The organism is Hydrogenophaga sp. 5NK40-0174, assembly GCF_040372165.1.
GTDB lineage: Bacteria > Pseudomonadota > Gammaproteobacteria > Burkholderiales > Burkholderiaceae_C > Hydrogenophaga.
In genome coordinates this window covers 1,190,049-1,209,639 of sequence record NZ_BAABWG010000001.1, presented here as the reverse complement: position 1 = coordinate 1,209,639, position 19,591 = coordinate 1,190,049, and the positions used below count along the sequence as shown (strand labels likewise).

The 19,591-nt window shown below is 61.7% G+C and carries 19 protein-coding genes and 1 tRNA gene; 11 read left to right on the top strand and 9 right to left on the bottom strand.

Annotated features, from left to right (window positions below):
- Positions 1–75: 75 nt before the first annotated feature.
- Positions 76–888, bottom strand: coding sequence for an HDOD domain-containing protein (locus ABWV89_RS05585; protein ID WP_353395067.1), 813 nt, complete (start codon positions 886–888; stop codon positions 76–78).
- A gap of 273 nt (positions 889–1,161) precedes the next feature.
- On the opposite strand from ABWV89_RS05585, the gene ABWV89_RS05580 reads away from it, so the two are divergent.
- The 3 genes from ABWV89_RS05580 (at position 1,162) to ABWV89_RS05570 (ending at position 3,569) form a co-directional block, all read left to right on the top strand.
- Positions 1,162–2,364: an aminotransferase-like domain-containing protein gene (locus ABWV89_RS05580; RefSeq protein WP_353395066.1), complete on the top strand. Its 1,203-nt coding sequence runs from the start codon at positions 1,162–1,164 to the stop codon at positions 2,362–2,364.
- A gap of 77 nt (positions 2,365–2,441) precedes the next feature.
- Entirely contained in the window at positions 2,442–3,281 is an 840-nt protein-coding gene (locus ABWV89_RS05575; protein WP_353395064.1) for an alpha/beta fold hydrolase, read from the top strand.
- An 18-nt stretch (positions 3,282–3,299) separates the two neighbouring features.
- Positions 3,300–3,569, top strand: a complete 270-nt coding sequence (locus ABWV89_RS05570; protein ID WP_353395063.1) for a DUF3820 family protein — start codon at positions 3,300–3,302, stop codon at positions 3,567–3,569.
- On the opposite strand, the gene ABWV89_RS05565 is transcribed toward ABWV89_RS05570, so the two are convergent.
- Positions 3,545–4,153: a 3'-5' exonuclease gene (locus ABWV89_RS05565; protein ID WP_353395061.1), complete on the bottom strand. Its 609-nt coding sequence runs from the start codon at positions 4,151–4,153 to the stop codon at positions 3,545–3,547. The genes ABWV89_RS05570 and ABWV89_RS05565 overlap by 25 nt on opposite strands.
- A gap of 85 nt (positions 4,154–4,238) precedes the next feature.
- On the opposite strand from ABWV89_RS05565, the gene ABWV89_RS05560 reads away from it, so the two are divergent.
- Positions 4,239–4,544: a hypothetical protein gene (locus tag ABWV89_RS05560; protein ID WP_353395060.1), complete on the top strand. Its 306-nt coding sequence runs from the start codon at positions 4,239–4,241 to the stop codon at positions 4,542–4,544.
- A gap of 10 nt (positions 4,545–4,554) precedes the next feature.
- Here the strand turns inward: ABWV89_RS05560 and serB are convergent, their stop codons facing one another.
- Positions 4,555–5,283 carry a phosphoserine phosphatase SerB gene (serB, locus tag ABWV89_RS05555; protein ID WP_353395058.1) on the bottom strand — a complete coding sequence of 243 codons (729 nt, stop codon included), beginning with the start codon at positions 5,281–5,283 and terminating at the stop codon, positions 4,555–4,557.
- 8 nt (positions 5,284–5,291) lie between these two features.
- Positions 5,292–5,918: a TetR/AcrR family transcriptional regulator gene (locus ABWV89_RS05550; RefSeq protein ID WP_353395057.1), complete on the bottom strand. Its 627-nt coding sequence runs from the start codon at positions 5,916–5,918 to the stop codon at positions 5,292–5,294.
- Positions 5,919–6,078: 160 nt separating this feature from the next.
- Between ABWV89_RS05550 and ABWV89_RS05545 the strand changes: the two genes are divergently transcribed.
- Positions 6,079–6,696: an NAD(P)H-dependent oxidoreductase gene (locus ABWV89_RS05545; protein ID WP_353395055.1), complete on the top strand. Its 618-nt coding sequence runs from the start codon at positions 6,079–6,081 to the stop codon at positions 6,694–6,696.
- A gap of 48 nt (positions 6,697–6,744) precedes the next feature.
- Here the strand turns inward: ABWV89_RS05545 and ABWV89_RS05540 are convergent, their stop codons facing one another.
- Complete coding sequence (locus ABWV89_RS05540) at positions 6,745–7,257, bottom strand: DUF4405 domain-containing protein (RefSeq protein WP_353395054.1); 513 nt, start codon at positions 7,255–7,257, stop codon at positions 6,745–6,747.
- Positions 7,258–7,359: 102 nt separating this feature from the next.
- Complete coding sequence (mfd, locus tag ABWV89_RS05535; protein ID WP_353395053.1) at positions 7,360–10,836, bottom strand: transcription-repair coupling factor; 3,477 nt, start codon at positions 10,834–10,836, stop codon at positions 7,360–7,362.
- Between the two features lie 161 nt (positions 10,837–10,997).
- On the opposite strand from mfd, the gene ispD reads away from it, so the two are divergent.
- The gene (ispD, locus tag ABWV89_RS05530; RefSeq protein WP_353395051.1) at positions 10,998–11,708 is read left to right on the top strand and encodes a 2-C-methyl-D-erythritol 4-phosphate cytidylyltransferase; all 711 of its coding nucleotides are present in this window, start codon (positions 10,998–11,000) and stop codon (positions 11,706–11,708) included.
- The gene (ispF, locus tag ABWV89_RS05525) at positions 11,705–12,223 is read left to right on the top strand and encodes a 2-C-methyl-D-erythritol 2,4-cyclodiphosphate synthase (RefSeq protein WP_353395050.1); all 519 of its coding nucleotides are present in this window, start codon (positions 11,705–11,707) and stop codon (positions 12,221–12,223) included. The genes ispD and ispF overlap by 4 nt, the downstream gene beginning before the upstream one ends.
- A 27-nt stretch (positions 12,224–12,250) precedes the next feature.
- On the opposite strand, the gene ABWV89_RS05520 is transcribed toward ispF, so the two are convergent.
- Complete coding sequence (locus ABWV89_RS05520; RefSeq protein ID WP_353395049.1) at positions 12,251–13,672, bottom strand: sensor histidine kinase family protein; 1,422 nt, start codon at positions 13,670–13,672, stop codon at positions 12,251–12,253.
- Complete coding sequence (gene ompR, locus ABWV89_RS05515; protein WP_353395048.1) at positions 13,672–14,403, bottom strand: osmolarity response regulator transcription factor OmpR; 732 nt, start codon at positions 14,401–14,403, stop codon at positions 13,672–13,674. The genes ABWV89_RS05520 and ompR overlap by 1 nt, the downstream gene beginning before the upstream one ends.
- Before the next feature lie 168 nt (positions 14,404–14,571).
- On the opposite strand from ompR, the gene ABWV89_RS05510 reads away from it, so the two are divergent.
- Positions 14,572–15,006 carry a hypothetical protein gene (locus ABWV89_RS05510; protein WP_353395046.1) on the top strand — a complete coding sequence of 145 codons (435 nt, stop codon included), beginning with the start codon at positions 14,572–14,574 and terminating at the stop codon, positions 15,004–15,006.
- A gap of 76 nt (positions 15,007–15,082) precedes the next feature.
- Here ABWV89_RS05510 and ABWV89_RS05505 read toward each other — a convergent pair whose 3' ends face one another.
- Complete coding sequence (locus ABWV89_RS05505) at positions 15,083–15,853, bottom strand: 3-hydroxybutyrate dehydrogenase (protein ID WP_353395045.1); 771 nt, start codon at positions 15,851–15,853, stop codon at positions 15,083–15,085.
- Between the two features lie 83 nt (positions 15,854–15,936).
- Here ABWV89_RS05505 and ABWV89_RS05500 point away from each other — a divergent pair, with 83 nt between their 5' ends.
- The 3 genes from ABWV89_RS05500 to ABWV89_RS05490 all read left to right on the top strand — a co-directional run bounded on the left by ABWV89_RS05500 (position 15,937) and on the right by ABWV89_RS05490 (position 19,397).
- Positions 15,937–16,857, top strand: coding sequence for an alpha/beta fold hydrolase (locus tag ABWV89_RS05500; protein ID WP_502903152.1), 921 nt, complete (start codon positions 15,937–15,939; stop codon positions 16,855–16,857).
- Positions 16,858–16,905: 48 nt separating this feature from the next.
- On the top strand, positions 16,906–19,242 hold the full coding sequence (locus ABWV89_RS05495; RefSeq protein ID WP_353395043.1) for a RelA/SpoT family protein: 2,337 nt from the start codon (positions 16,906–16,908) through the stop codon (positions 19,240–19,242).
- 78 nt (positions 19,243–19,320) lie between these two features.
- Positions 19,321–19,397 (top strand) — tRNA-Val (locus ABWV89_RS05490).
- Positions 19,398–19,591: the final 194 nt, after the last annotated feature.

Here is a 19,591-nt window from a genome sequence, read left to right as displayed (position 1 = left end):
TGCTGAGCCCATGCATGGACGCAACAGCTGCGTCCATGCGTGAAAGTTTCCCCTGCTGTACAGGGTTGGCAAGTGTCAGTGAATGAGGCTGTGACCCGCGTGGGCCTGGGCTTCCGGCAGGTGTGCCGCGAGCCAGTTGCTGTCCACCTGCAAGGCCATCAGCAACTCGGGAGGCAGCTCATCGATCAGTTCCTGCGAGACGGTGGTGCCCGATTCAGCCAGCAGTTCAGCCATGTATAGGATCGCACCCAGCCGTGAGAATGGCTTCGCGGCGAGCGGGTCTGCTGCGGTTTCCAGTGCACGGACAATGGCTTCGGGAAAGTTCCAGCGGCGAGCCAGTTCCGCAATGACCTGGCCTTCGGTGAAGCCCAGGGCCGCCATTTCCCGCTGCCAGCGAGCCCCTGGATAGCTGGGCAGTCGCTCGATGTCCGGCAGGAACTGCGGTGCGGCCTGGCCCACGATCAGCTCACCCAGCCGCACCATGAACCCGGTGAGCCAGGCCTGGTCCGAATCCGACCCCATGTGCTGGGCCAGCCACTGTGCGTAGCCACCGCACATCTGGCTCTCGGCCCAGAACGCGTTCTGGTCCAGGCCAGGGAGGGTCGGGAAGTTGTCGCTCAGGCAGGATGCCAGCACCAGGGTGCGAACCTGGTTGGCGCCGACGATGGCAATGGCCTCGTCGACTGTGCCTACCTGACGTTGAAGTCCGTATCTGGCGCTATTGGCCAGGCGCATCAGCTTCAATGCCAGAGTCGGGTCCTGACACACAGCATCCCGGATCCGGGCCAGAGGCACATCCTCGTCGTTGAGGGAGTGAATCAGTTCGTGAGCCACCTGCGGCATGGTTGGCAGCTGAACGGATGCAAGGAAATCATTGAGTGACGCCATGGGTAGTCCTTTTCAATCGCTGGCGGGCCGCGGTCCTGCTCCAGCTGTGGACCGCACCCCCGTCTGTTCATTCGACGTCCTGCCCGATTTCTTTAGCGAGCGTTTTCCCTGTTGTCAGCGGGCATGACATGCTGTGCAGATATTGGCGCGCTGGCATCGCGCCCGGAGCCTGATATGGCTTCAAATCGCGCTAACATGCTTGTTTGTCCCGGCGCCATTGCTACGCATATCGCACAGGCTCTTCACCGTTCAGACCTTCAAAGTTTCACAACCATGACCGCATCCCTGCCGTTTGCCAGCCGCTTGAGCAAAGTGGAGACCTCAGCTATCCGGGAGCTTTTCAAACTGCTCGGCAAGCCGGGCATCATCAGTTTTGCGGGCGGTTTCCCTGATGCTGCCATGTTTGACGTGGATGGCATCCGCGAGGCCGCCAATGCTGCCCTGGAGCAGGAGCCGGGCGCCGCGCTGCAATACGGCGCCACGGAAGGCTATGGGCCGCTGCGGGAGCAGATCGCTTCGATGATGGCTGGTAAAGGGGTGCGCGGCGTCCAGGCAAACGACCTCATTGTCACGACCGGAAGCCAGCAAGCGCTGGACCTGATCGGAAAGACCATGATCTCGCCCGGCGACAAGGTGATTGTCGAGGGCCCGACCTTTCTGGCCACCATTCAGTGTTTTCGCCTCTACGGCGCGGAGTTGATCAGCGCGCCGGTCGATGGCGAAGGCGTACAGCCGGACGCATTGGAAGACCTCATCCGTGAGCACCAGCCCAAGCTTGTGTATCTCATTCCCACGTTCGGCAACCCGACCGGAGCGACGCTCACACTGGAGCGCCGCAAGCGGGTGTTGGCCCTGGCTGCAAAGTACCAGACTCTGTTTGTGGAGGACGATCCCTACGGTGATCTGTACTTTGATGCGCCGCCACCGCCGAGCATGCTCGCCCTTTCATCGGAGGTGGATGGCAGTCGCGACTGGCTCGTCCATTGTGGTTCCTTGAGCAAGGTGCTCAGCCCGGGCTTGCGGGTGGGATGGCTGGTCGGGCCGAAGTCACTGATGGCCAATGCGGTGATGTGCAAGCAGTTCAGCGACGCACATACCAGCACGTTTGCGCAGGCCACGGCGGCGCAGTACTTGCACTCGGGGCGGATGCCCGACACCCTCGCCAAGGTCCGCAAAGTTTATGCGGAGCGGGCGCGCACGATGTGCGACGCGCTGGAGCGTGAACTGGGAACAGCCTTGTCCTTCGTGAGGCCGGGTGGCGGGCTGTTCGTGTGGGGGCGCCTGACCGGGCAAGGTGGCAAAGTGGCCGACGGCAACGAATTCGCCAAACGGGCAATCGAGCAAGGGGTGGCATTCGTTCCTGGCACTCCGTTTTTTGCGGCCGATGCCGACAAAGCCACGTTGAGGCTGAGCTTTGCTACTGCCGATCTGCAGCGCATCGAAGAGGGCGTTCAGAAACTGGCCAGAGCTTTGTAGGGCGGCAGGTTCATCTGCCACGCGGCAGTCGGATGTGAGACAGCGGCGGAAAACGCCTGCGTGCCAGAATGCCCGATATGAATACCAACGTCGTCCATTCTGAAGTCCGCTCCATCGGGGGCGCCGATGTCCACATCGAAGGACAGGGCCCGGTGCTCATCATGCTCCATGGCTGGCCTGATTCGCACCGGCTTTGGGATGGTGTGGTGCCTGCTCTGTCCGATGCATATCGCTGCGTACGCTTTGACTTGCCAGGGTATGACCTGAGTCGCCCGCCCAAGGCGACTTCGGTCAAGGACATCACCGCTTTGATTGCACAAGTCGCCGAAGAGCTCAGCCCGGGCGAGAAGGTGAGTCTCCTGGTGCACGACTGGGGATGCTTCTATGGCTACGAGTTCGCCGCCAAGCACAGCGACAAGGTGGCGCGAGTGGTGGGAGTGGACATTGGCGACGCGTCGTCAAAAGCGTTTCTGGCATCGCTCTCGTTGACCCAGAAAATGGGCCTGGTGGGTTACCAGTTGTGGCTGGCCATCGCCTGGAAGCTGGGTGGGCTTTTGCCAGGACTGGCCAACGCCATGACGCGAGGCACAGCCCGTTGGGCGCGCTGGTATGGCAAACCGGAACAGCTTGGCTGGCAGATGAACTACCCCTATGCGGTGGTTTGGTTCGGCGTGGCTGGTGGCGTCAAAGGGATGACGCGTGCAGAGAAGGTGTTGGGACACAAGATGCCCATGCTGTATCTGTATGGCCAGCGCAAGCCCTTTTTGTTCCATTCTCCAGAGTGGATCGAATCGCTCCAGAAACTGCCGGGCTGCGGCGCCAAGGGATTTGCCACTGGTCACTGGATCATGATGCAGGCTAGGGACGAGTTCAACGCCACCGTGCGACAGTGGCTGGACCACGGGACCGTGGCTTGAAGGAGCGATGACGGTGCAATGAAACCCGAAGACCTGCAACGATTGCTGAACACGCCCATGCCATACGGCAAATACAAGGGCCGCTTCATCGCCGATCTGCCTGGGAACTACCTCAACTGGTTTGCGCGTGAGGGCTTTCCCAAGGGCGATATCGGTCGCTTGCTGCAGCTGATGCAGGAAATCGATCACAACGGTTTGAGCGAGTTGCTTGCACCGTTGCGGGAGGCTGCAGGAAAACCGTCAGAGGCGGGCGGAACATCGGCTCAGTCCAACGCCCGCAAGGCGTGAAATACTTCGATGGCCGCCCAGGCATCGTTGGCCGCGTACAGCACTTGCGACTCCGTCAAACGTGGCGCCGCCCAGTTGGAGGTGGCGGCCTTCTTGCTCTTCATGAAACGCTGATCAAACAGCACTGCAACGGCGGCTTTGACGCCCATGTCTTTGCGGTAGCCCCGGTCGTGGAATACCGTATTGAGTTCCAGCACGTTGGCGGGCGTCACCCCCAGCTTGGACTCAATGCGGCGCTTGTCATCTCCCAGACCGAAGCCCGCTTTGACATGGGCAGGCGCAGCCAGTAGCTCACAGGCCACGTCACGGCAGGCGGTGTCATGCAAGAGAATCACCCAGGCGTGATCGCGCGTGGCCAGTTGCAGCACATGCGGACCGTCGGAGACTTCATCCTTGCGAAACGTGGGTTTGCTCTCCGTATCAAAACCCCATGCCTGGTGGTCGCGCAATGCGGCTGCAGCTTCTCGTGCAGCATTCACTTCAGTCACCACCGTGATTTGCTTCAGGTTCAACCGGGCAAATGCTGGCAGGGCATTGATCGCGTCTTTGTCAGGAATGGGTCTGGCCGGAGTGGGGCGTTGCATGGTGGCAGTGGAATGGTCAAAGCCTTGGCACAATAGGTCTGCGGGTGACAGCGGGTCACCTCCGTGCCAATGGAGCCGTTTCGTTGTGAGCTATTCCGTTCGACTGTACACCCCAGAAGGGGCAACTGCTGCGCAGCAGCAGGCCGCAGAACGTCTGTTTCGTCAAACCCTGGACGCTGCTCTTGGCAGCCCTGAAATGGTGTTGCCCGTCTATCAGGCCTACCAGCGCCTGGCGGGCATCTATGGTGAACAGCCTGACATGGAGCTTCTCAGCGTGGATGAGCGAACCGTGTTCGAGCACTGGCAGGCGGCAGAAGCGGCTGCCATGGAGGCCGTATTCGGCCCCCATCGTCACCTCGATGAAGGCGGCTTCAGTATTGAGCCAGCCTGATTGGTTGCGCTCAGGCAAACAATTCCAGCAGGCGGTCCAGTCCGCCTTCATTGATGGCCACCATGGCTTGCTCTCGGACTTTGGGCTTGGCGTGGTAGGCCACTGACAGGCCTGCCGCGCCCATCATGGGCAGATCATTGGCGCCGTCGCCCATGGCGATGCACTGAGATGGCTCGATATTCATCAGCGAGGCCACTTCCAGCAAAGTACGGCGCTTCTCGGCGCCGTCACAGATGTCTCCCCAGCTCTGTGTCACCAGGCGGCCGGTGAGCTGTCCGCAGTTGGCGCCGTCTTCCAGCTCCAGCACGTTCGAGCGGGTGAAATCGATGTCCAGCATATCCCGGACGCGGTGGGCAAAGAAGGTGAAACCACCGGAGACAAGCAGGACTTTCATGCCTGCGGCCTTGCAGGCCTTGACCAGGGAATCGGCACCCGGGTTCAGGCGCAGGCGTTCGGCGAGCACTCGCTCCATGTCAGCCACCGTCACGCCCTTGAGCAATGCCACGCGGCGGCGCAAGCTGTCTTTGAAGTCCGTGATCTCGCCACGCATGGCGGCTTCCGTGATCGCTGCCACCTCGTCCTTGCGCCCCACTGCATCTGCGATCTCGTCCACGCACTCGATGTTGATCAGGGTGGAGTCCATGTCGAAGGCAATGAGCTTGAACTCAGACAGGCGCAGCGGAGGGGTCGCACCGCGAACCATCAGCCCTGGTGCGAATTCAGTGGTGTTTTCAGTCATGAGCTCGATTATCTCTTGCCGCGCTTTTGCGCTGGCGGCATGCGCAGCAATGAGCGCATGGCGGGCTCTGCCACCGACACGGGCATATGGCCTGCGGTGACGAGCTGGGCAAGGCCGTGGACGGCGGCCCACATGGCGGCTGCGGCGGAGCCATCCGCATCAGGGGGCAGGACGCCAGCGGCCTGAGCATCGGAAGTGCATTGACCCAGCAGGGCTTCGTTCTCTGCAATCAATGGGGCCATGTCTTCTGACGGGTTGCCCGGTTCGCAGTAGGCGGGGTCGAAGATCAGGCTGAACGCGTGGGGATGGCTGGACGCATAGTGAATGTAGGCCAGACCCATGGCGAGGAGGCGTTCGGCCGGGGCGAGGTCAGGCCGAGCGGCGTCCTTTTGTGCCTGAACAAAACGGCGCATGGCCTCGACGCCCAGCGCGTGAATGAGGTCCTGCTTGTCTTCAAAGTAATGGTAGGGCGCTGCGTGACTGACGGCGGCTTCCCTGGCCAATTGACGCAAGCTGATGGTCGCCGGCGGGCTGTCCGACAGGAGGCGTAAACCCGCGTCCAGCAAGGCCTCACGGAGATTTCCATGGTGGTAGTTCTTCTTGGAATGGGCTGAATCGCCATCTGATCTTGACATGGAAAAGATTCTATTCCACACTTCAAGCCATATCTTTACGATGTAAAGATTAAGCCGCTAAGGCGATAAGAAATTAGATCGCGGGTATGGATGTCCCGCAGGTCGCTCAAGCGGTACCCGAACCACGCCAACCAATCGACCACCTATCAAGGAAACACTCATGTCCCGAATTCTGTTGATCGACGCGCACCCTCAGGCCACTTCGCTGTGTGCCGCATTGGCCCATTCCTACGCACAAGGCGCAAGTGAAAGAGGAGGGGTCACGGTGCGAACGCTCGCCCTGCGCGACATGCAGTTCGACCCCATTCTTCGTGTGGGTTATGACGACCGGCAGGCGCTGGAGCCCGACCTGCAGATGGCGCAGGCAGCCATTGAAGCGGCAGACCATGTGGTGATCGTGACGCCGCTGTGGTGGGGCTCTGTGCCTGCCCTGCTCAAGGGATTCTTCGATCGCACTCTGGAGAAGGGCTGGGCGTACCGCTACACAGAGAAAGGAATGCCTGAAGGTTTGCTGGCCGGACGCAGCGCTCGGGTGGTGATGACCTCAGACTCACCGGGCTGGTACCTGCGCCTGTTTCAGGGCAACCCTACGCAAAATCAGCTGGTGCGCAGCACCCTGAAGTTCTGTGGTTTCAAACCGGTGGGCTTCACGCGCATCGGGCCGGTCCACAGCAGTACGCAGGAGCAGCGTGCCCGATGGCTTCAGGAAGTTGAACGAGTGGCGGAAAAAGACGCGCGTCAGCTGCAGCCGACAAGCGCACGGACGGCGAACGCCTGAGCATGCCTCGGGCTGGCTGCCCGAAAGGTGCTCATCGGCCGCTGACGTTCAGTGAGGTGCTTTTCCCAAGGCCTGCGTCAGCGCGTTGATCTGCGCACGCAGGTCCGGGCCTGCCAGTTCGGCCACGGTCTGCTCATCGCTGACCACATGCAGGCCTGCAGCCTCCAGACGCTCGCGCATGTCCTCTGTGCTCACGCCGGCCACCTGGGCCAGGGCAGGGACCGGTGCATCAGCCATGGCACGAATCGGCCCGGCCCAGCCTGGGTCTCCACCACCTTCGCTGCCCAGCGAGAAAAAGCTCAGCGCCAGCACAATGGCGAAAACGCCCATGACCACGCGTGCGGTGGTCTGGGTGAAATAACGCTTGAAGGCCGGGAAGTTGAGCAGTACGTGCAACACAACGCCGATGACCATGGCCCAGCCCAGCCACTCGTGGGCGGCTTTGTTCAGCCCCGTGTCCAGGTGGAAGAACATCAGGACGCCGGTCACGGCAGAGAGCAGGAAGGAGCCAATCACCAAAGGCGTGACCCAGGGACGTTGTGCGTTGAGATTCATGTTCATGTTTTTTTCCTCTCGAGATCATGTGGTCGCTGCACGGAGTGTCCGGTCCCGGTGTTAACCCGGCTGAGCCGGTTTGTAAACGCTTTGTAAAGCTGCAGCACCCTATGCCCGGCCGGGCTGTCCCAGCGAACGCAGCACATCCCTCACGAGTTTGACCCGATCCTTCACCTCCGGCAGCTCTCTCTCAATCCGCAGCTTTTCGTTTCCGGCCAGCTTGATGTGGCGGTTCTTCTGGATGAGCTCGATGATCTTCATCGGCTCCACCGGCGGGTTGGGTTTGAACGTGATGTTGATGACACCCGGCGCGGCATCGATCTTGATCACGCCGTAGGGCTCGCTGATGCAACGCAGACGGTGCACGTCAATCAGGGTCTGTGTCTGGGCAGGCAGCTTGCCGAACCGGTCCACGATCTCTTCTAGCAGCGTGTCGATCTGGTCGGTCGACTTCGCGGTGGCCAGCTTCTTGTAGAAGGAAAGGCGCAGGTGCACATCGCCGCAGTAGTCGTTGGGCAGGAGTGCCGGGGAATGGAGGTTGATGTCTGTGGTGGCAGACATGGGCGAGAGCAGGTCCGGCTCCTTGCCTGCCTTGAGCGAGCGAACCGCTTCGGCCAGCATCTCGTTGTAGAGCTGAAAGCCGATCTCCATCATGTTGCCGCTCTGGTTGTCACCCAGCACCTCTCCGGCTCCCCGGATTTCGAGGTCGTGCATGGCCAGGTAGAAGCCACTGCCCAGCTCTTCCATGGCCTGAATGGCTTCCAGTCGCTGCGCAGCCTGCTTGGTCAGCGATTCGATTTCCGGCACCAGCAAGTAGGCATATGCCTGATGGTGACTGCGCCCCACACGGCCACGCAGCTGATGCAACTGGGCAAGGCCGAATCGGTCGGCCCGGCTGATGACAATGGTGTTGGCGGTGGGCACGTCAATGCCCGTTTCGATGATGGTCGAGCACAGCAGTATGTTGTATCGCTGGGCCACAAAGTCCCGCATGACACGTTCAAGTTCGCGTTCCGGCATCTGGCCGTGTGCGATCGCGATGCGCGCCTCAGGCAGGTACTCTTCCAGCTGCTGTTTTCGGTTCTCGATTGTCTCGACTTCGTTGTGCAGGAAGTAGGCCTGCCCGCCGCGCTTGAGTTCGCGCAGCACTGCTTCACGAATCACGCCCTGGCCTTCGTTGCGGACAAAGGTCTTGATCGCCAGTCGGCGCTGTGGCGCAGTCGCAATGACGGACAGGTCCCGAAGACCTTCAAGTGCCATGCCCATGGTGCGCGGAATCGGAGTGGCGGTCAGGGTGAGCACATCCACCTCGGCACGCATCTGCTTCATCGCCTCTTTGTGGCGTACGCCGAACCGGTGCTCCTCGTCGATGATGAGCAGGCCCAGGTTCTTGAAGTCGACCTTGTTGGACAGCAGTTTGTGCGTTCCCACCACGATGTCGATGGTGCCGTCCGCCAGTCCCTTGGCCGCCGCTGTGATTTCCTTTTGCGAGCGGAAACGGCTCATTTCTGCCACCTTGACCGGCCATTTGGCGAAGCGGTCGGTCAGGGTCTGGAAATGCTGTTCTGCGAGCAGGGTGGTTGGCGCGAGAAAAGCCACTTGCTTGCCGCCTGTGACCGCGACAAACGCCGCGCGCAGTGCCACTTCGGTCTTGCCAAAGCCCACGTCGCCACATACCAGCCGGTCCATGGGCTGCGGGCTGATCATGTCCTGGATCACGGCATGGATGGCCGCGCGCTGGTCGGCTGTTTCGTCAAAGCCGAAGTCGTTGGAGAAAACTTCGTAGTCCTGAGCGGAGAACCGGAACGCGTGCCCTTCACGGGCCGCGCGGCGGGCATAGATGTTGAGCAATTCCGCCGCGGCATCCCGCACCTGCTCCGCCGCTTTGCGTTTGGCCTTTTCCCACTGGCCGCTGCCCAGTTTGTGCAAAGGCGCTTCGTCCGCACTGACACCGGTATAGCGCCCGATCAGGTGCAACTGGCTGACCGGCACGTACAGCACGGCATCCTGGGCATACTCCAGATGCAGAAACTCCTGAAGAGCAGGGCTGCCGTCGGGATTGGTCTCCCCCATGTCCATGTTGATCAGGCCGCGGTATCGCCCAATCCCGTGCGCCGCATGCACCACCGGATCGCCCACATTGAGCTCCGAGAGATCTTTGATCAGCGCATCAACGTCACTGACTTGCTCCTGCTTGCGTCGCCGGCGCGTTGTCGGTCCGGCGGCAAACAGCTCGGTTTCGGTGATGAACTCCAAGCCTTGCGCGGGCCAGACAAAGCCCTGGGCGAGTGCCGCAGTGGCAATGCCCAGCTTCTCCGGGCTTTGTTCAAACTCCTCGAGACTGTCGAAAGCCGGTGGACGCAAGCCGCTTGCGCCCAGGAAGTCCAGCAGGCTTTCCCGGCGCCCGTCGCTCTCGGCCAGGATCAGCGCACGGTTCGGGCTTTGTGCCAGGTGCGCCTCCAGCCGGGCCAGGGGATCCTCCGCACCGCGGCTGACACCGATGTCCGGGAGCGCCTGCGCGAAGGCGTTGTCGGCCACATCTTGCGTGTCACTGCGTAGCGCGAGTTGCGCGTGGGGCTTGCCCAGGGCAAAGAACTGCTCCGCACTCAGAAACAGTGCCTCGGGCGGCAGTGCCGGGCGGTCCGGATCGCCACGGACCAGGCGGTAGCGATCCTGGGTGTCTTGCCAGAAGCCCTGAAACGCCTGCTCCAGGTCGCCGTGCAGCACCACGGTGGCATCGTCGCCCAAATAGTCGAAGACGGTTGCCGTCTCGTCGAAGAACAGAGGGAGGTAGTACTCGATGCCTGCCGTGGCAACGCCGTTGCCCATGTCCTTGTAGATGCGGCTCTTGGTGGGGTCGCCTTCGAGCAGCTCCCTCCATCGGCTGCGAAACCGCGCGCGGGCATCGTCGTCCATGGGGAACTCGCGGCCGGGCAGCAAGCGCACCTCTTCCACCGGGTAGAGGCTGCGCTGGGTGTCCGGGTCAAAGGTGCGGATGCTGTCGATCTCGTCGTCGAACAAGTCCACGCGGTAGGGTACGACGCTGCCCATGGGGAACAGGTCGATCAGTCCACCCCGAACCGCGTATTCGCCCGGGCTCACCACTTGCGAGACATGGTTGTAGCCTGCCAGTGTCAACTGCGACTTGAGTTTGGCTTCGTCGAGCTGCTGTTTGACCTTGAAGTGGAAGGTGTAGCCCGCCAGGAACGCCGGGGGTGCCAGTCGGTACAGGGCAGTGGTGGCAGGTACCAGCACCACGTCTGCCACGTCATCCCCACCATGGCTGCGGCTATGGATGCGCCACAACGTTGCCAGTCGCTCGCTGATCAGGTCCTGGTGCGGCGAAAAGGTGTCATAGGGCAGGGTCTCCCAATCCGGAAAAAGGGCGCAGCGCAGGTCGGGAGCAAAGAAGGCCAGCTCGTCGATCAGCCGCTGGGCATCCGCGGCGTCTGCCGTGACAATCGCGACAAGCCTCCCCTGTGCCTTGTCACGCTGGGTCAGCTGGGAGAGCAGCAGCGCGTCTGCCGCGCCAAAGGGCTTGGGGAGGGCAAAGCGCTTGCCCGGGCTGAGTTTTGGCAGGTCCATGGAGTTGAGCGTTCAAGGCCATTGAGTGGCGTACAAATGCAAATACCCCCCATCGCGCCAGATGGGGGGTGTTGCTGCATATTTTAGAGTCTGCGCACGCCTCTCGCTGAGCCCGTGGCAAGAAGCCATAGAATGCCCCGGATACCCCTGACAAGTTCCACATGTCCCCAGATATGCCTGTTTCCCCTTCGCGTTGCCATGCTCTTGTGCCATGTGCCGGTGTGGGTAGCCGGTCAGGGGCGAAAGGACCCAAGCAGTATGAGATGCTCGGTGGACAGCCGCTGGTCTGGCATACCTTGCATGCGCTGTCCAGCGTGCCGGACATCCATCGCATTCTGGTGGTGGTCTCGCCCGGAGACGACTTCATCAAGAACGCACCCGAGCGCGTTGACACGCAGGCAGTGGGCGGTGCCAGTCGTGCCGAGAGCGTGTCCAATGGTCTGGCAGCGCTGCTGGCCACGGGGGCTTCGGCGGATGAATGGGTGCTGGTTCACGATGCCGCTCGCTGTCTTGTTCTCCCTGGCGACATTCAGCGGTTGATCGATGCTTGCCGTGGCGATGCGGTTGGCGGCTTGCTGGCCGTTCCCCTGGCCGACACCCTCAAGCAGGCCTCGGACGGCCGATCGGCTCAGACGCTTGCCCGCGCAGGAAAATGGCTGGCCCAAACGCCGCAAATGTTCCGGATCGGGGCATTGCAAGCCGCACTGGCGCCTCACGCGGCCAATGGCTATGAGGGAATCACCGACGAAGCAAGTGCCATGGAACTGGCTGGACATTGTCCGTTGCTGGTCGAGGGCGGATCTCACAACCTCAAGGTCACCTATCCGCAGGATTTCCTGGTGGCCAAAGCCCTGCTGGAAGGACGCGCATGACAGACAACGCCAACCAAAAGACAGAAGCGCTGATCCCGTTTCGCATTGGCGAGGGCTGGGATGTTCATGCGCTGGTGCCGGGTCGTGCTCTTGTGCTCGGTGGTGTGACGGTTCCACACCACATGGGATTGCTCGGGCACTCTGACGCGGACGCCTTGCTGCACGCCATCACCGATGCTCTCCTGGGCGCTGCGGGCCTGGGTGACATCGGCCGTCATTTCCCCGATACCGATGCCGAGTTCAAAGGCGCGGACTCGGCCCGCCTGCTTCAGGAAGCGGCTCGCAGGGTGCGGGCGACGGGCTATGAGATCGGCAATGTTGACAGCACGGTGGTGGCGCAGGCGCCCAAGCTGGCACCACATATTCCCGCCATGGTCGCCAGGGTGGCGCAAGTACTGGATCTGCAGCCCTCGCAAGTCAATGTCAAAGCAAAAACCGCAGAAAAGCTGGGCCCGGCAGGAGAAGGGCTTTGCATTGAAGCCAGGGCGGCTGCGCTGCTGATCCGCGCCGGCTGACACAACGCAACCGCCAGTCGCTGGCCGTCAAGCCTTTTTGCTTTCCTCAGGCATGGCCTTTCGCAGCTTGATGTGGGCGGCCAGCCCGCCTGTGGAGCTGTTGGTCAGGGCAAAGCGCCCACCCATGCGTGCCACGGCCCGGTCAACAATGGCCAGACCCAGGCCTGTGCCCTTGGCCGATGTTCGGGATGCGTCGGCCCTGAAGAACGGCTGAGTCAGCTGCGCCAGCGTGTCTTCAGGGACACCTTGCCCATGGTCACGCAGCTTGATCAGCACGTTGTCGTCTTTGGGCTGCGCCGCGATCTCCACCCGGGTCACACCGGTGATGGGGTCGCGTCCATAGCGGTGAGCATTCTCCAGCAAGTTGGAAAACACCCGCTGCAGCTCCACGCCGTCGCCATACACAAAGGTGTTGTCCGGAATGCTGGTGATGACAATGGTGTTCGGGTCGCTGCCCAGCGCGTACACCGCGGCATCGACCACCTCATTGAGAGAGATCGGCTCGGGCTTGAGCTCATCGGGCCGAGCGTAATCCAGAAACTTGTCGATGATGGCCGTGACCTGGTCAATGTCGGCGGACATGTGCTCGCGCGCTGTCTCATCTGCCACGCTCATTTCCATTTCCAGGCGCAGCCGGGCCAGGGGGGTGCGCAGGTCATGCGAGATGCCAGCGAGCATGAGCGCGCGGTCCTGCTCGATCTTGGACAGGCGCTGCGCCATTCGGTTGAACCCGATGTTCACCTCGCGAATCTCTGCTGTGGCCACCGCCTCGCTCAGCTGGCTGGCCGTGAAATCGCCTTCGCGGACACGGCCGGCCGCAAACGACAGTCGCTTGAGCGGGCGGTTGATCAGGCGCGCAATGAACGCAGCGCCCATCAGCGAAAGCACGGCACCCGTGCCGATCCAGATCAGCCAAGTGGCACCCGTGACCAGGCGGACGCGCGAAGGGTCAGTGAGCAGCCAGTACGGGTCACCGTCAATGGTGAAGCCAATCCACAAGCCGGTGGTGCCGTTGACCTCGCGGGCGACGATGGTGCCAGGGCCGAGCCGGCTGGCCAGCTCCTGGCTCACGCTCAGGCTCAGCGAGTCTTCGTTGTAGAGCTTGTAGTTGTCCTCGGGCTCGCGCGGCGTGATGCGCACGTCTTCCTCGTCTGCCAGTGTCTTGACGAGCGACACGCGTGCAATGGAGTCCGAATGGACCAGCGCCGCCCGGCTCAGGTTGACGAGCGAGGCGAGCTGCTGGGCGCTTTGCAGCACCCTGGGTTCAAATTCAAGTGCCCTGAAAGTCTGCAACCACGCAGTAAAGCATCCCAGCAGCAGCAGGGACAACATCAGGAAGGTGCGCCAAAAAAGGCTGACCTCGCGTGGGCGCCTGACTTCCAGGGGGGCTGGAGCCGTCTCCAGCGGGGTCGGGTTCGTTTCGAACGCGACCTGCGACTCCAGGGCCATCAACCGTTTCCGTCAGGTACAAAAACATAGCCCACACCCCACACGGTTTGCAGATAGCGAGGCGACGCAGCGTCTTCCTCGATCAGCTTGCGCAAGCGGGATACCTGCACGTCCAGGCTTCGATCGAACGGCTCGAACTCGCGGCCACGTGCCAGCTGGGCCAGTTTTTCGCGGGACAGTGGTTGGCGGGGGTGACGAACCAATGCCTTGAGCATGGCGAATTCGCCTGTGGTCAGCGGCAGGTCCTGACCGTCCTTGCGCAGGGTGCGCAGGCTCAGGTCGAACTCGAACGGGCCAAAGGTGACCGTCTCTGCTTCCTGAGAAGGAGCTCCGGGCACTTCTGCAGGCGGGCGGCGGCGCAGCACGGCATGGATACGGGCGAGCAGTTCGCGCGGGTTGAATGGTTTGCCCAGATAGTCGTCAGCGCCGACTTCCAGGCCCACGATCCGGTCCACATCCTCGCTCTTGGCCGTGAGCATGATGATCGGGGTGCGGTCGCCATTGGCGCGCAGGCGGCGGCAGATGGACAGGCCGTCTTCGCCAGGCATCATCAGGTCCAGCACGATCATGTCGACGGATTCACGTTGAAGGACCCGGTTCAACGCCTTGCCGTCTTCGGCCAGCATGACTTCAAAGCCTTCCTGCATCAGGTAGCGGCGAAGCAGGTCGCGGATGCGGACGTCGTCATCTACGACCAGGATCTTGTTGGGTCGACTATTGGCTTGTGGCATGAGTACAACTCCCGAAAATGTAACAAGCCCGATTGTGGCAGCGCAAACACTGCGATCGGCGCCGTTTTTCCGAATCCTGACAGCATGTTACATCTGTTGCCCTCACAGGCAGGCGACTTACCATTCATTGGGCAGTCAAAATCGGGGGCCATGGGCATACTTACCTGCATGAAACACCGATCGTTCGCAGCAGCGCTTCTGGTCCCGGGCTCTCTGGCTTTCGCCCAGGGGGCAGTCATTCCTGACGCCATCCCCGCCGTCATGGCTGTGGAGGTTTCTCCCGCGCCAGCTGTTCTTCCTGATCCTGTGGCCGGGGCGCAGGCCGCTTCAGAAGCACCATCACAGGCATTGGAGGTACCTGAAATCGGGAGCCATGACGGCATGGTGCCGGTCGTCGGCAACGTGCCGGAAGGCGGAAGCGACGCTTTGCATGAGCATGCGCCGCTGGGTCTCAAGGATGCCGTTCTGACCACGTGGGATGTCTCGCCACAAGAAGGCGATGGTCCGGAGCCGTTTCGCTTGTCCGATGCCGAACGGCAAGCCATACGGGACATGCTTCGCAAGGCCCAGGCGTCACTCACCCCGGACTCAGAGGGCCGCTGACACCAGTCAGTCCGGCTCTGCGGCAGGCGAGGCTTCGATGGCCGGACCGTTGCGTGCCTTCAGCTGATGCAGCGCATCACTGCGCAGCCCAGCCACCATCCATGTTCCAGGCGGCTCCGCGGACGTTGTTCGCCGCAGGCGAGCAGAAGAAGACCGCCAGCGCACCCAGCTCTTCCGGCGTGGTGAATTGCAGTGAGGGCTCCTTTTCGCCCAGGAGCTGCCTGGTTGCTTCCTCGATGGATATTCCGCCAGCGTCCGCCTTGGCGTCGACCTGTTTCTGTACCAGTGGCGTCAGCACCCAGCCTGGACAGATGGCATTGCAGGTGACGCCGGTAGTCGCTGTCTCCAGTGCCACCACCTTGGTCAGGCCCACGACGCCATGTTTGGCCGCCACATAGGCGGATTTCTGCGCAGAGGCCACCAGCCCATGGACGGAGGCCACATTGATGATTCGGCCCCAACCCGCGGCCTTCATCGCGGGCAAGGCCAGGCGCGTGGTATGAAAGGCACTCGTGAGGTTGATGGCGATGACGGCATCCCAGCGCTCGACCGGAAAGTCCTCTACCTGGGCAACATGCTGAATACCTGCGTTGTTGACCAGGATGTCGATCTGGCCAAAGCGCTGGGCTGCAAAAGCCATCATGGCTTCGATTTCGGCCGGGTTGCTCATGTCTGCGCCGTGATAAGCCACCTCCGCACCCAGATCGGCAACCTCCTTGAGCGGGCCCTCAGTGTCGCCAAACCCGTTCAGGACGATGTTGGCGCCTTGTGCGGCCAGGGCTTTGGCGATGCCAAGGCCGATGCCGCTGGTGGACCCTGTCACAAGTGCGGTTTTGTTCGCTAGCATTTTTGAGCTCCGGTTCCTTTAGGATTGAATCAAATATTCGACAGTTGAATTCATTATCGCGGAGCAACACAAGCATGAGTGCTATCTCTGAACCCATCCTGCGCTTTCTCGATGTCGGCGATCCGGCGGCCAAGACAGGTCAACCTCGCCGAATGGCCTGGTGGGACTGGCCTGTGCAGGACGGGGGTGATCCATCGCACATCGTGGTTTGCGTTCATGGCCTTTCTCGCCAGGGGCGGGATTTCGACGCACTCGCATCCCTTTTGAGCCGACATGCGCGGGTCGTGAGCGTCGATGTGGCTGGCCGGGGGGAGAGTGACTGGCTCGCAGACCCGATGGGCTATCAGGTTGAAACCTACGCCAGGGACATGGCATTGCTGCTCACGCACTTGCGTCAGCAGGTGCCAGGTGCTGTCATTGACTGGGTCGGTACCAGCATGGGCGGCCTGATCGGGATTGCCGTCGCATCCCAGGCGGCACTGGCGCCGCGCAAGCTCGTCCTCAACGATGTCGGACCGGTGGTGCAGTGGTCGTCCTTGCAGCGCATTGGTGCCTATGTGGGGACCAACCGGTCCTTTGGTGTCGAGCAGGAGGCGTTCGACTACATGGCCAGCATTTCAGAGGGATTTGGCCCTCACACACCGGATGAGTGGGCACGTCTGTCCCGCCCCATGCTGCGCCAGCGGGACGGGCGCTGGTGGTTTCACTACGATCCGGCCATTGGCACGCCGATCAAGGCCTTGCTGGCTCAGCCGGAGGATGTGGCGTTGGCCGTGACGCGTCAGGGCGAAGAAAAGCTGTGGTCGCTCTACGATGCCATTTCCTCTGAAACGCTGTTGTTGCGTGGGGCTGAATCGGACCTTCTGGCGCCGGAGACTGCCATGGAGATGGCGCGTCGCGGACCCAAGGCCAGGTGCGTGGAATTCGCTGGGGTGGGGCATGCGCCTACACTGGTGGCAGACGACCAGAAAAAGGTCGTCCTTGATTTTCTCTGCGGCAGCTGAGCGTTCCCTGGCTCACTGAGGCGGTATGAGCATGGCCCTTCGGACCCGATGAAAACACTGGAATCAAATCACCAGCCAGAAGCCCTGGCGGATGCTGCTCAGGCCGAGCCAGCCCGCCGACCCGGGGCAGGCGAGCCGGAGGCCTCGGCGGCCATCGTGGCGGCAGCCACAGTGGTCTTTGACGGCAAAGGCCGTCAGGCACTGAGTCGCGCGCGTGCTTTTGCCGAGCCGCTGCTCGACTGTGAGCAACTCGACACTGGTGAGAACATCCTGGCGCACGCGGACGCTGTGGCAGAGATTCTCAAATCCATTGGCGGTTCTGAACAGATGCAGGCGGCGGCCTATCTGGTCTATGCCTGTCAGCACCTCAATCGCCCGCAGGAAACGATCACCAAGGCATTTGGAGCCGACTTTGCCGCGTTGGCGATGGAGTCGACAAAGCTGGTTCAGCTTCAGCGGCAGGCCAGGATCAAGGCGGCCGAGGCGCAGGCGCGCAAGGAAGAAGAGCGTGCGCTCGAAGGCTTGCACCATCATGCGGCCAAGGCGCCTGTGACCGAGCTGGCTGCCAGCCAGACGGAGAACGTGCGGAAGATGCTGCTCGCCTTCTCTCGCGACCTTCGCGTGGTCATGCTTCGCCTGGCATCGCGCCTTCAGACGTTGCGATTCTTCGCGGCGACCAAAGGCGACCCGGGTGCGGCCATTGCCAGCGAATCATTGCATGTGTTTGCACCCCTGGCCAACCGCCTGGGTATCTGGCAAATCAAGTGGGAAATGGAAGACCTCTCCTTTCGCTTCCTGGAGCCGGAGACCTACAAGGAAGTTGCCAAGCTTCTCGACGAGAAGAGGGTGGAACGCGAAGCGCACGTCGAGCAGGTCCGGGAGGCGCTCGAGCTGGCGCTGCGTGAGCAGGGAGTCAAGGCAGTGGTGCAGGGACGCCCCAAGCACATCTACAGCATCGTCAAGAAGATGCGTGGCAAGTCGCTCGATTTCGAACAAGTGTTTGACATCCGGGCCTTGAGGGTGGTGGTCCCGAGCCTGGAGGACTGCTACGCTGCGCTTGCTTATGTGCATGAGCACTATGCACCCATTGCCGAAGAGTTTGACGACTACATCGCCAAGCCCAAGCCCAACGGCTACCAGTCGCTTCATACGGTGGTGCGTGACGCTCAGGGACGCGCATTCGAAATTCAGATCCGCTCTCAGTCCATGCACGACCATGCCGAGCATGGGGTGGCGGCCCACTGGGCATACAAGGAAGCCGGCGCCAAGGGCTATTCCGGGGTCACGGCCAATACCGAGTACGACGCCAAGATTGCTGTTCTGCGGCAACTGCTTGCCTGGGAGCGGGATCTCAGCGGAAAAGCTGAAGGCCTGTTCGATGACCGAATCTATGTCCTGACCCCGGATGCAGCGATTGTCGAGCTGAGCCGCGGTGCCACCCCGGTCGATTTCGCCTACGCGGTACATACTCAGCTGGGGCATCGCTGCAGAGGAGCCAAGGTGGATGGCGCCATGGTCACCCTCAATACGCCGCTGCAGAATGGTCAGACGGTGGAAATCGTGGCAGCCAAGGAGGGTGGGCCGTCCCGTGACTGGCTCAACCCCGAGCTGGGGTACCTCGTCGGGCACAGGGCCAAGAGCAAGGTGCGGGCGTGGTTCAATGCCCAGGCGCTGGAAGTCACCGTGGCCAAAGGCCGTGAAGCGGTGGAAAAACTGTTGCAGCGCGAGGGCAGGACCAGCCTCAAGCACGAGGAGCTGGCCGCCATGGTCGGGTTGGAGTCGGCCCAGGAGCTGTTCGAGCAGGTCGGAAAGGACGAGCTGTCGCTGCGAACGCTGGAGAATTGCCTCAAGCCGGCCGAGCCTGAAGTCGAGGCCGAGCCTGTCTTTGTGCCCAGGAAGCCTCGTCGCGATGCCTCCACCGGCCAGGGAAAAGTACTCGTCGTGGGTGTGGATTCGCTCATGACACAACTGGCCAAGTGCTGCAAACCGGCGCCTCCGGACGACATTTGCGGCTTTGTCACGCGTGGCAGGGGAGTGGCCGTCCATCGCAGCGATTGCTCAGACTATCAGCACTTGCGGCACAAGTCGCCGGACCGTGTGATCGAAGTGCAGTGGGCGGGGCTCGATGCCCAGCCAGGCGCTGCCAATGGCGTCGTCTTTCCTGTCGATGTGGCGGTAGAGGCTGTCGACCGGTCCGGCTTGCTCAGGGACATTTCCGACGTATTCGCCCGGGAGAAGATGAATGTGGTGGGGGTGCAGACCATCTCGTCCAAGGGCACCGCGTGGATGACTTTCACCATCGAAGTCTCCGATGCCCGACAGGTGGGCCGAGCCATGGCGGTGGTGGGGGATGTTGACGGTGTCCGATCGGTACGGCGCAAATGAGTTTGGCCTGACCACTCAAAAGATGGACACAGCCAAAAAATCAATGCTATAATCTATGTCTTCGAACTGATCGCAAGCAGGCGCGTAGCTCAGTTGGTTAGAGCACCACCTTGACATGGTGGGGGTCGTTGGTTCGAATCCAATCGCGCCTACCAGCTTGTATTCAGATTCGCAGCATGCAGGCCCGCTGTCAGCGGGCTTTTTTGTGGGCCGCTCCAAGGCTTGGCGTCAATGCCAATGTTCCAGTGATTGCGGGGAAACTCACAGGGAAAACCCATGCTGCACTGCGGCGTCGCTCTTTCTACAATGGTGTCCGAAGCCCACGGGATCCTCCGGGGGTGAAAACGAG